The following is an 11,379-nucleotide window of genomic DNA, read 5'->3' on the forward strand; positions in this document are numbered from 1 at the left end:
ACCCCATCCCGCGTGGACCAGTGGGTTCGGACCGGCATCCATGTCGAGGGGCGGCCGGAATGGGTCTTCATCAAGATCCACACGCACGGCACGCAGGAAGACGACATGGACACGTTGCTGGGCAAGCCGGTCGACGACATGCACGCCTACCTCGAATCCGCCTACAACGACGGCAAGCGACACGTGCTGCACTACGTGACGGCACGCGAGATGTACAACATCGCGAAGGCCGCCGAAGCCGGCATGACCGGCGACCCCGGCGCATACCGCGATTTCGAGCTCGCGAAGCCGCATGGAACCCCGGTGGAATTGTCTAACACCGCCGCCGTCCTTTAGGATCGCGGCCATGCGCCGCCACACGCCACGCCTGTTCACCCATCTGCGCCGCCATCGCGGCGTGTGGATGCTCGCGCTCGCGGTGTTGCTGTTCAAGGTCGCGATGTCGACCTTCTGCGTGCTCGACGGCCCGCGTGTCGCGTTCTCCGGCGATGCCATGGGCGCCGCCGCTTCGACCGCGACGCTTGACGACGCCGACTTCTGCGTGCTCGACGAAGGCAAGGGTTGCCATTGCACCTGCGCCCACGCCGTAGCGCTGCCGGCAAGCACCGCCAGCGTGATCGTCCCCTCGCTGGTCTCCCGCGTAAGGTCCGCCCCGCCGGTCACGGCGACGCCGGCCTTCGCGCGTTCTCCCCTGCGTCCTCCGATCGCCTGACGTCCGACCGCCCGATACCGGCCGCTTGAACGGCCGCGTCGATTCGTGCCCGATTCCAGGAGATCCACCCATGTTTTCCCCGCGTACCACGCCCTATGGCGTCGTGTGCCTGTGGCTGGCCGCCTGCGCGTTCGCTCCCCACGCGCTCGCCGCATCACCGGCCGGTTTTTCCGCCCCACCCGCCGTGCGCGACGCGCTGCATCGCGTGTGGACGAACCATCCACGCCTCCAATCCGCCGATGCCGCGAGGCGTGCCGGACAGGCGCGGGCCCGTGCCGCCGACCAGCCGGTATACAACCCTTCGCTGACCCTCGAAGGCGAGAACGCCGATGTCGATCGGCGCACCGCCGGAGCCAGTCTCGCGCTCGACCTCGGTGGCAAGCGCCGGGCCCGGGCGGCGGAGGGCGATGCCGCCGCACGCGCGAGCGAGGCGGCCTATGCGCTCGAACGGCGCGAGGTGACCGCGCAATGGCTGAAGGGCTGGTGCGCCACGCTGCTGGCCGCACGGCAGAACGAACTGGGGCGCCAGCGCGTGGACCTGATGCGGCGTTTCGACCATCTGGCCGCGCAGCGACTGGCCGTCGGCGACATCGGCAGCCCCGAACGCGACCTCGCCGCGCTGGCGCTGGGTGAAGCCGAAATCCAGCAAGCCTCGCTCGCCGGACAGGAAGCGGCGGCGCATGCCGCGCTCGCGACCGTCGACCCGGATATCGCCTGGCCGTTGCCACCGTTGCCCCTGGCACTGCCGCCCGCACCGGAAACGGTCGTGCCCCTCGCGACCGGGCAGCGGCCGGAAGTGGTCCAGGCACGTGCCGAACAGGAACGTGCGGAGGCCGGCATCGTCGTCGCCGAACGTGCCCGTCGATCCGACCCGACCGTGAGCCTCACCGGCGGACGCGTGCGCGACGGCGCTCGCAGCGATCGCGTCGTCGGACTGAGCGTGTCGATTCCGCTACCGGTACTGAACACGGGACGCGCCGAGATCGCCGCGGCGCAGGCCGATGCGGACGCCGCCAGCGCCAACCGCCGTGCGGTGCTGCTGCGCTCGGACGCCGGCGTGCGACAGCAGCAGGCCACGTACGCGGCCTTGCTCGTCGCCGTACGGGCCTTCCGGGGAAGCCGGGCGAGCGCGCTCGACGAGCGTACCGCCTTGCTGGAACGGCTGTGGCAAGCCGGGGAGATCGGCACCTCCGACTACCTCGTGCAATTGAAGCAAAGCCTCGATACCGCGTTGTCCGGTCTCGCCCTCGAAAGCCAGGCCTGGCAGGCCTGGTTCGACTACCTCGCCGCCGCCGGCCGTCTCAACGACTGGATCGACGGCGCTCCGCTGGATATCGCCCGATGAACACCCATCTCCACCGACTCATCTTCATGCTCGCCCTCCTGGCGATCGCACCCAGTCACGCCCAGGCGCCCGCCGAGAAGCGCGACGATCCGCTCGCCCTCGACGAGGCCGCCATCAAGGAAGCCGGCATCGTCGTCGACACCCTGCGGCCCCGCGCGATGCACGACCTGATCGTCGCGCCCGGCGAAGTGAAGGCAGACGCCTATTCCACGCTGCTGGTTTCCCCACGCATCGCGGCGCAAGTGGTCGCGCGCCGGGCGAAACTCGGCGACGTGGTGGCCGCCGGCACGCCGTTGGTCGAGCTCTCCGGCGTCGAGGTGGCCGAGACGCAGGGACAACTGCTCGTCGCCAGCCAGGACTGGCAGCGCGTCTCCGCGCTCGGTCCCCAGGCCGTATCCGCACGGCGCTACAACGAAGCACGGGTGGCCCGCGACCAGGCCCGGGCGAAATTGCGGGCGTACGGCTTGTCGGAAGGACAGATCGCGCGCTTGATCGCGCGTGGTTCGTCCGCCGCCGACGGCCGCTTCGAATTGCTGGCCCCGCACGCCGGACGGATCACCACGGACGACTTCCTCGTCGGCCAGCGCGTGGAACCCGGGCAGGCCTTGTTCACCCTGGTGACGGAGGACTCCGTCTGGGTCGAGGCGCGACTACCTCCCGCCGCGGCGAAAGGCGTGAAGCAAGGCGACACGGTGATCGTGGGCGCGCACGGCACGGAACTTCCGGGCACGGTGCTCCAGCGCTCGCACCAGACCGACGAGACGACGCGCACGGTGGCCGTACGCATCCGGGTCGACAACCGCGACGACCTCCTGCATCCCGGTGAACTCGTCGAAAGCCGTATCGCCATCGGCCTTCCCAACCAGCGCCTGGCGGTACCGGCGGAAGCCGTGCTGCTCCTGCAAGACCAGCCCACCGTCTTCGTGCGCCGCGGCGCGGCCGATCGTTTCGACGCCGTCGCCGTGGAAACGGACGCGACCGTCAATGGCTGGACCCCGATCCGGCAAGGGCTGCGTGCCGGCGACGTCTATGTGAGCAAGGGCGCCTTCGCACTGAAGGCAAGGCTCCTGCGCTCGCAACTGGGGGAAGAATGATGCTGCAACGCCTCGTCGCACTCTCGCTGCGATACAAGCCACTGGTGCTGATCGCGTTCACCGTAGTCGCCCTGCTCGGCATCCGGGCCGCCGGCGGCTTGCCCATCGACGCGTTTCCCGACGTGACACCGGTACAGGTCAATGTCTACACCGAGGCCGCCGGCCTCGCCGCCGAGGATGTGGAGCGGCTGCTCAGCACGCCCGTCGAATCCGCGCTCGCCGGACTGCCCGGCGTCGAGGACATCCGGTCGGTGAGCCTGTTCGGCCTGTCGTACGTCTCGGTGTACTTCGACGACGGCACGGACATCTACTTCGCACGCCAGCTCGTGAACGAGCGCCTGCAACAGGTGGGCGACCGGCTTCCCGCGGGCTATGGCAAGCCCGAGATGGGACCGAACACCTCGGGGCTCGGACAGGTGTTCTGGTACACCGTGGAGCGCAAGGACGAAGCGACAGCCAAGGCGCCCTCCGACATGGACCTGCGCAGCCTGCAGGACTGGACATTGCGCCTGGTGCTACGCACCGCGCCCGGCGTGGACGACGTCACGTCCTGGGGTGGGCAGGAGAAGCAGTACCAGGTGCGCGTCGATCCGATCCGGCTCTTCGCCCACGGCCTCGGCATCAAGGACGTCATGCAGGCGGTGGAAGCGAACAACGCCCAGGTCGGTGGCAACGTCGTCGACGTCGGTCGCGAACAATACCTCGTGCGCGGCCTCGGCCTGGTGCGGAATGCCGCCGATATCGGCGGCATCGTCCTTAAATCCACGGATGGCACCCCGGTCTACCTGCGCGACGTGGCGACCGTCATCGAAGCCGGCGCACCCCGGACCGGCGCGGTAACCCGCGATGGCAAGGAGGTGGTCATGGGACAGGCGCTGGCCCGCATCGACGAAAACGCGCGCAACGTGGTCGACGCCGTGAAGGCCAAGCTGGCGACGCTCACGCGGGCCCTGCCGGAGGGCGTCGTCGTCCGTCCGGTCTACGAGCGCAGTGACCTCGTCGACGCCGCCGTCGGCACCGCGACGCGCGCCCTGGTGGAAGGATCGATCCTCGTCGCCGTGGTGTTGTTCCTCTTTCTCGGCGAGCTGCGCAGCGCCCTGATCGTCATCGCGACCTTGCCGCTGGCCCTGCTGATCGCCGTGATCTGCATGGCGCAGGTCGGGCTTTCCGCGAACCTGATGTCGCTCGCCGGATTGGCGATCGGTATCGGCATGATGGTGGACGGCGCCGTGGTGATGGTCGAGAACGCGTTCCGCCTCATGGCCGAGCGCAAGGCCCGCGGCGAACCGGAGGACCGCACGGCGGCCGTGCGCGACGCGGCGCGCGAGGTCGCCACGCCGATCGCCTTCGCCATCCTCATCATCATCGTGGTGTTCCTGCCGCTCTTCGGCCTGCAAGGGCTGGAAGGCAAGATGTTCAGGCCCATGGCCTTCAACATCGGCTTCGCCATGGCGGGGTCCCTGGTCCTCGCGCTGACGCTCATTCCCGTCCTGGCGGCCCTGCTGCTCAAGCCTGGCGAGGAAAAGGACACCCGCCTGGTCGCCTGGCTGAAACGCGGCTATGCGCGCGTGCTGCGCTGGTCGCTCGCGCACCGGCCGATCGTGGTCGGCCTCGCGGGGACCGCCCTTCTGGCCGCACTGGTCCTGTTCCCCTTCCTGGGCAAGGAATTCATGCCCAACCTGCGCGAGGGTGCGATCATGTGGCGGATCACCTCGATTCCGTCGGCCTCGCTGGAAGAATCGATCGGCATATCGAAGCGCGTCGCCGAGCGGATAAAGAACCGCTTCCCCGAAGTGGAAACCACGCTGGCGATGATCGGTCGCGCCGAGAAAGGCGAAACGGCGGACGTGAACTACATGGAGGTCTATACGCCGCTGAAACCCAAATCGCAGTGGCGCGCCGGGCAGACCCTGGAGTCGATCGAACAAGCCATGCAGGACGACCTCGGCGCGCTCCTGCCCACGGCGGTGGTGAGCTACACCCAGCCGATCCAGATGCGCGTGGAGGAGTTGATCTCCGGCGTGCGTGCCACGCTGGCGCTGAAGATCTACGGTGACGACCTGGGCGAACTCGACAGGCTGGCTTCGCGCATGAAGGACGTGCTGGCTCGCATACCCGGCGTGGCGGACCTCGCGCTGGAGGCCAACATGGGCAAGCCGCAACTGCGCATCGAGGTGGACCGCGACGCCCTGGCCCGGTACGGCCTCAACGCGGACGACGTGCTCACCGTGGTGCGCAACGGCATCGGCGGCGAAGCGGTGGGCACCCTGCTCGAGGGCGTGCGCCGCTACGACATCGCGATACGCCTGGACGATGCCAGCAGGGCGTCGCCTGTCGCGATCGGGCGGATTCCGATCCGGACGCCGTCCGGCGCCCTGGTCCAACTCGGCCAGGTGGCGAAGGTGACCACGGCGGAAGGCTATTCGTTCATCCGCCGGGAGGCCTTGCAGCGTTACGCCGTCATCGCCATGGATGTACGCGGGCGCGACATCGACGGCTTCGTCCGCGAGGCGAACGAACGCATCGGCGCGTCGGTCGCCCTTCCCACCGGCTACTACACCGCATGGGGCGGCGCCTTCGAGAACCAGCAGCGGGCGCTCAAGCGCCTAGCCCTGATCGTCCCGGCGACCATCTTCCTCATCTTCGTGTTGCTCTACACCGCCTTCAATTCATTGCGCCGCGCGAGCCTGATCCTCGCCAACGTGCCCTTCGCGATCATCGGCGGGATCTTCGGCCTGTTCATCACCGGCCAGTACATCTCGGTGCCCTCGGCGATCGGTTTCATCGCCGTCTTCGGCGTGGCGATGTTGAACGGCATCGTCCTGGTGAGCTTCCTCGATGCGCAACGCGCCGCGGGACTCGACGTGCGCGACGCCGTGCTGCGTGGCACTTCCCTGCGCTTGCGGCCGGTGTTGATGACCGCGAGCGTCGCTATCCTCGGACTCGTGCCCATGCTGCTGTCCAGCGGCGTGGGGGCGGAGACGCAACGCCCCCTGGCGACCGTGGTCGTGGGTGGCCTCATCACCTCCACCCTGCTGACCCTGGTGCTGCTGCCGGTCGTCTACGACTGGATGGAACGGAAAGCGAAGCCGAAGTAACGATCCAGCGAACGCTCCGGGTGAAACGGAATCATGCAGGACCGTTGCGGATTCTCCCAACGGTCCTGCAGTTCGTAACCGAGCGACGAGAGTCCGCCGAGGAATTCGCGCTCGGCGGTCACCCGGTAAGGACAGCAGGCGGTGCCGATGTTCTGCACGGTGAAGTACGACTCACGCATGTGGACGGGCACGGAGTTGAGCAGCAGGAAGCGTGGCCGCCGCTCCATCGCCTGCAACGCCTCGACCAGCGAGTAACGCAGGTACTGCAACGAGCCCGCCGCGAAAAGCACGTCCACCCCGGATGCCTTCGCCACCTCGTCGGCGAAATGCAGGCGTCCGGCCGGGTCGTGCTCCTTCGCCCAGCGCTCGCCCGCGGCATTCACGGCCGGCACGTCCATCACCGTCCAGCGCAGGCTCGCCGGATAGGCAAGGTATTTCTGGTAAGCGTAATAGGCGATGCCGATGTGTCCGCCGATGTCGAACACGGTACGCGCGCCGTCGGCGAAGAAGCGGCCGAGCCAGTACATCATCGGATAGTCGTTGATGAAGACCCGCCGGGTCCGCTCGCGGTAGAGTTCGGCCGACTCGGTGTTGTCGTAGCCGCTGGTGTTGGCCGCGGGAATGCTGGCCTGGGCCTCGTCGAACGTGGGGAACACGCCACGATACAGATGGTGGGTCAACGCCCGGTGCGCGAAGAACGTCCGTGTGTATCGCGCTTCGAGAAAGGAACGGATCAACGGCAGCCTTGCCGTCGCCTCCTGGTACGGCCGGGAGTCGACTTGCGTGTTCATGAGCACCTCTGGACGGATCCTGCGACCCTAAGCCTGCGCCTCGAAACCCGTCCTGCCCATCGTCCAGAGGCCTAGTCCATCCGGCCAAGGAGGCCGGGAAGATCAGCCCTGGCGGCGGGACTGCATGTCAGAACGCACGCGCCTCAGGCCGCGGTACAGCCAGCGAAGCGGCGCATACATATGGAATCCAGCGGTGGCGCGGGTGGCCCGCACCACGTAGAGCGATCCGCACGGCTCCGCTCGCGTCGACAGCAGCCGTTTGTACTGGTTGTCGCCGTAGCCGAAGCTGATTCGTTCGCCGGGGAAGCGGTCGAGCAGCCCACGTACCGCCTGGAACACGGCCACCGAGCCGATGCCGATCTTCGCGACCTCCTCGTCGTAGCCGAGATCGTCGACGAGATAGGTGCCCGCGATGCGATAGCCGTGCACATACGCCAGCGGCCGGCCGTCACGGACCACCACATGACCGATCATCTGGCCCGCCTCGGCGAGACGCTGGAACAAGGCGACACGTTCGGGAGCCTCCCAGTCGATGGGCAGGTCGGCGTGATGCCATGTCCGCGCGTACAACTCGTTCATGAGGCGGCAGTACTCGGCCATGTGTTCCCCACGATCGAACACGCGCAGCGCGGCGTCACCGCCCAGCTTGCGATAGGCGCGCCCGACCCGTTGCACGAGGTCGGCGCGCTTCTTCTTGTCCATGGCGGCAAGCCATGCCTCGGAGGACGGCTGCGGGTCGATCGACCAGTGCACCTGGTCGAGCAGGTGCGCCACCACGGTGCGGAAACCGCCGCCATGCGACAAGGAGGCGGCGAAGCGATTGGGCAGGTCCGCCTCCTGGATGCGGACGACGCGGATATTGGGGTCGTGGGCGATCTGCCGGGACACCAGCAGTTCCACGGCGGAACGCTCCCCTTCGTTGGCGACGACGCCGGCACCGAGCATGCGCAGGGCCGCGCCCCGGTACAGCTGCAACCGCCGCCCCGCGAGGTCGAGCCGCGCCGTGTGATCGATGGCCAGCAGCGGCGCGTAGCCCGCCACCCGGCCCTCCGCATCGCGAACGACGATCACGTGCGGCACGGTGCCATCGTGACGGCTGACCACCTCGTACTCGATCCAGTCCGGGTGCTGCACGATGCCGCTGGCCGCTCCCGGCTGTTCCGCGACGCGCGCCAGTTCGTCGCGCAGGCCGCGAAGGGTGTCCAGGGTATGCAAGGTGGAACAGACGTAACTCATGGGCTGGCCTTCGCCGCGGAAGGTTGGACGAACCGAAGCCCCCGGATCAGCAACCGTCCGGGCGGTCCGAGGCGACGGCTGATACCCGTCATCAGGTTGAGGTCGTCACCGGTCCAGTAGCGAACGAGCATGCTGCCTGGCAGGTACAGGGCCATGAACACGGCCCCGCCGACGAGGAAGCCGAGTCGCGAAGGCGTGGCGGCGGTGGCTCCCCATGCGGCGAGCGTGGCGACGAAACCCACCGCGAACAGGCGCGACATGGCCGCCACCGGCAGGGCGCCGCTGGTCGCCTTGCGCAGGTAGTGGATCGCCAACGCCATCTCGACGACGCGCGTCGCCGCATAGGTGATGACGGCACCGGCCAGGCCGAGCGGCGGGATCAACGCGGCGCCGAGCACGACATTGGCGGCCAGCGCGACGACGGCGATGCGGATGCGGTCGTCCTGGCGGTCGACGACGGTCTGGAACGCGGCGATGCCATTGCCGATGAGCAACAGGCCGCCCAGCACCAGGGTCGCCTCGATGGCGGGAATCGCATCGACATAACGGTTGCCGTACATCAGCCGGACGATCTCGGGCGTGGTGACGAGCCCCAGCCCCGCGATGGCGATACCGACGGCCCAGTAGAAGCGCGTGGCTTCGGAAAGGAAACGTGCGGCACGCGCCGTTCCGCTCTCGCCATAGGTCTTGGCCATGTACGGCAGCAAGGTGGACGTGAGCCCCACCGAGAACAACTGCACGGCGCCGCGGGTAAGCGTCCCGGCGATCGCGAAATAACCCACCGCGACCGACCCGGCGAAGGCATTGAGCAGGAACACCTCGATCGTGCCGACGCGGAACGATCCCATCAGGACCAGGGCCGCCGTGAGGCGGAGGTGGCGATTTACCCGCCTGTTCACGTCGGGCGGGATCGGCCCGGGCGCATAGGGGCGACAGCAGCGACGATAACCGATGCGGTTGATCAGGTTCAGCAGCAGGCACGCCACCGCGAACAGGGCCACGAAGGACACGAGGTCCGCGTGCACGATCATCGCCCCGAGCACGAGCAGCATGCCGACGATACCGGCGGCCACGGTGGCCACGGCTTCCGGCTCGAAGCGTTCCTGTCCCTTGCCGATGGCGACGAGCATGGCGTAGTTGGCTTTCGCGACCACGGCCACGATCACCAGGGCCATGATCGGCAACAGGGAGTCGTCCCATTCGGAGGGGCGGAACAACCAGCCGATCAGGACGAACAGGAGGATGACCGCCAGCGAGCTGTAGGTCTGGATACGTGAGAAACGCGCGGCCAGATGCGAGGCGAGCGATGCCTCGCCCATGCCGTCGGCCTCGGCGATGAACTTGGTCGACGAGGTGGTCAGCGCGTGGTTGGAGCAGACGATCAGCCAGCCGCACAGCCATACGGTGAAGGCGTAACGGCCGAAATCGGACGGGCCCAGCGAACGGGCGATCCACACGCTCATCAACAAGCCGAGCGCGTACTCGATATACGTGGACACCGTGACGATGCCGATGCTGCGCAAGACGGCGACGCGGCGGTTCATGGCGATACCGTCCGTTGCCGCGTGCCGGCGCCCGCGGGCTGCGCCATCATCCACTGCGCCACGCCGGCGCCGCGATTGTTCCAGTTGAAGCGGCGCAAGGTATCCGATATCGCCGCGCAGGCGGGGCTGTACGACGCGGCGATCGCCTGGAAACGTTTCTTCAACGCGGCGGCTTGCTCAGGATCGGTCTCGAAATACCATGCGGCCGCCACCGGCAAGCCGAGCTCGACCGTGTGGCCATCGCTGTACCAGCCTTCGGTGTCCTGTATCTTCATCAGCGCGTCGGTCGTGGCCTGCGACGACGACCAGTACCAGGCGATCTGTCCATGCGGGCCGGAGCAATCGTTGCGCCAGTCGTGCGGCGACACGAGCCGTTGCGGATCGATCCAGCCGTATCGCTCCAGGTAGCGGCCGAAACCCGTAAGCATGCCGGGGATGCGCGGGTCGGCCGTGACCAGCCACGCGTGCCACAGGCCATCCACGATGTTCTCGCTCATCCACGGCGAGGCGCCGCGTACGTCGCCACCGCCGTGCGGATCGTTTTCATGCACGTTCCAGCTGTTGCGCCAGGAGCCGTCGTCGCCGAGACCGTCCGGATTCGTCCGCTGGTGATCGTGCAGCCAGCCCACGCGCGCATCGATGCGCTGCCGGTAGCGTGTGTCGCCGGTGAGTTCATAGGCCGCCACTGTCTCGACCAGTCCGAGGCCGGCGAGGCGCTCGGTGAAATAGTCATCCGGATGCCGGTACGGCCCCGGTGCACCGTTCCAGCCACCGCTGTCCCACAACCCGGCCATCTTCGCCACGGTCGCCGCGTCGTGCATGGAGTCGTCGCCCGTGAGCGCCACGGCGAGCAGCACCGGCTCGATATACACGTATTTCACGTCGCACGGCTTGCCGTCGGGTAGCCAGCCCCCGCCACAGGACGGGCTCACCGGCATGCCGTCGCGCTTGATCCCGGCCATGTACCAGCGATAGCTCATCTCGGCCGCTTCGAGGTAGTCCGCCCTGCCCGTGCGCACATAGGCCTTGAACAGGGTCGACGGCCGGTCGAACAACCATGCCGTCGTATCCTTCGTGGGCAGCGCGGACGCCCAGCGGAACTGGCCGTCGACATAACGGGCGTAGGGCTCGTCGTTCGCCGCCACGGACTGTGGCCCCGCGATGAGGGAGGCGGTGAGCCATTCCGGCGTCAACGTCGCGATGGCGGCGAGCCGGCCGTCGACCAGGCCGCTGGCATACGGCCAGCCGCCGATGTCCGCCGTGCGCGGGGTGTCGAGGGTGAAGTGGTAGATGCCGGGTGCCGCGCGGAATTGCACGCGAACGGCACGCACGCTGCCGTCGCGGAAATGCCATGCCAGGGTGGAAGCGACGGCGGCGGGAACCTCGCGGCCGTGGCCGTCGACGATACGAACCTGCGCCGGATCGCGCAGCAGGCCCGGCGGGAACGGAATTCCCATGGTCACCGGCAAATCGTCGCCACGTCCCGCCAGCCGACGCACCTCGATCTTGCGAACGGCTTCCGTGGAAGCGCCTGTCGGCGCTTTTGTGTGAGTTCTTGT

General features: G+C 67.9%; 8 protein-coding genes and 1 pseudogene. 5 read left to right on the top strand and 4 right to left on the bottom strand.

Features of this window, described 5'->3' with window-relative positions; all coding sequences use genetic code 11:
• From ACR9ZJ_RS17170 to ACR9ZJ_RS17190, 5 genes and pseudogenes are all read left to right on the top strand, one after another.
• Positions 1–336 (top strand): annotated as a pseudogene (locus ACR9ZJ_RS17170) (hypothetical protein); the annotation flags it as partial.
• A gap of 10 nt (positions 337–346) precedes the next feature.
• The gene (locus ACR9ZJ_RS17175; RefSeq protein WP_481280172.1) at positions 347–712 is read left to right on the top strand and encodes a hypothetical protein; all 366 of its coding nucleotides are present in this window, start codon (positions 347–349) and stop codon (positions 710–712) included.
• Between the two features lie 70 nt (positions 713–782).
• Positions 783–2,057, top strand: coding sequence for a TolC family protein (locus ACR9ZJ_RS17180; RefSeq protein WP_481288435.1), 1,275 nt, complete (start codon positions 783–785; stop codon positions 2,055–2,057).
• Positions 2,054–3,151, top strand: coding sequence for an efflux RND transporter periplasmic adaptor subunit (locus ACR9ZJ_RS17185; protein ID WP_481280170.1), 1,098 nt, complete (start codon positions 2,054–2,056; stop codon positions 3,149–3,151). Before ACR9ZJ_RS17180 ends, ACR9ZJ_RS17185 begins: the two co-directional genes overlap by 4 nt.
• Positions 3,151–6,249 (top strand): efflux RND transporter permease subunit, encoded by a 3,099-nt coding sequence (locus ACR9ZJ_RS17190; protein ID WP_481288440.1) that lies wholly within the window; start codon positions 3,151–3,153, stop codon positions 6,247–6,249. The genes ACR9ZJ_RS17185 and ACR9ZJ_RS17190 overlap by 1 nt, the downstream gene beginning before the upstream one ends.
• Here the strand turns inward: ACR9ZJ_RS17190 and ACR9ZJ_RS17195 are convergent.
• The 4 genes from ACR9ZJ_RS17195 to ACR9ZJ_RS17210 all read right to left on the bottom strand — a co-directional run.
• The gene (locus ACR9ZJ_RS17195) at positions 6,213–7,040 is read right to left on the bottom strand and encodes a TIGR04325 family methyltransferase (protein ID WP_481288436.1); all 828 of its coding nucleotides are present in this window, start codon (positions 7,038–7,040) and stop codon (positions 6,213–6,215) included. The genes ACR9ZJ_RS17190 and ACR9ZJ_RS17195 overlap by 37 nt on opposite strands.
• 102 nt (positions 7,041–7,142) lie before the next feature.
• Positions 7,143–8,276, bottom strand: a complete 1,134-nt coding sequence (locus ACR9ZJ_RS17200) for a GNAT family N-acetyltransferase (RefSeq protein WP_481288437.1) — start codon at positions 8,274–8,276, stop codon at positions 7,143–7,145.
• Positions 8,273–9,820, bottom strand: a complete 1,548-nt coding sequence (locus ACR9ZJ_RS17205) for an oligosaccharide flippase family protein (protein ID WP_481288438.1) — start codon at positions 9,818–9,820, stop codon at positions 8,273–8,275. Before ACR9ZJ_RS17205 ends, ACR9ZJ_RS17200 begins: the two co-directional genes overlap by 4 nt.
• Positions 9,817–11,379: hypothetical protein (locus ACR9ZJ_RS17210; RefSeq protein WP_481288439.1), on the bottom strand; the 1,563-nt coding region annotated here is incomplete at its 5' end. The genes ACR9ZJ_RS17205 and ACR9ZJ_RS17210, both read right to left, overlap by 4 nt.

This window comes from Luteibacter sp. KNZ12-1A, assembly GCF_056755675.1.